Source organism: Bartonella vinsonii subsp. berkhoffii ATCC 51672 (genome assembly GCF_902825225.1).
GTDB classification, from domain to species: Bacteria; Pseudomonadota; Alphaproteobacteria; order Rhizobiales; family Rhizobiaceae; genus Bartonella; species Bartonella berkhoffii.
The window spans coordinates 1-397 of record NZ_CADEAK010000291.1 but is presented as its reverse complement, the minus strand read 5'-3'; the positions used below and the strand labels follow the sequence as shown (position 1 = coordinate 397).

Here is a 397-nt window from a genome sequence, read left to right as displayed (position 1 = left end):
ACTTTTTATACAGAGGTCAGAAAATCGCAATTGATTCTCAATGTTTCGCCGAATGTAATAAACCTCACGCTCTAATGCAGAAATAAGAGAAAGAGTATCCAACGTCACTCTCAACCGTAGTGATGTCACTGGATAAATCCAATAATCAATAGCGCCAGCTGTTAAAGCTTTCTGGAGTAAAGGTTGGTTTTCTTGTTGTGCTATCACAACAATAGGTACAGAAACACCAGCGGCTCTAATCATTTTAATCAAATCACCTACACTCAAATCGCTCATGGCAACATCAAGGAGCGCAAGCACAATATTTTTACGTCTGTGCAAAAGATCAATCGTACGGAGACCATTTTCTGCTTCAATAACACGGTGACCAAAACCTCGGAGCATAGCCGAAAGTTCT

1 protein-coding gene is annotated in these 397 nt (G+C 40.3%); it reads right to left on the bottom strand.

Annotated features, from left to right (window positions below):
• Positions 1-397: response regulator (locus J7R10_RS09310; protein WP_208436531.1), on the bottom strand; the 397-nt coding region annotated here is incomplete at both ends.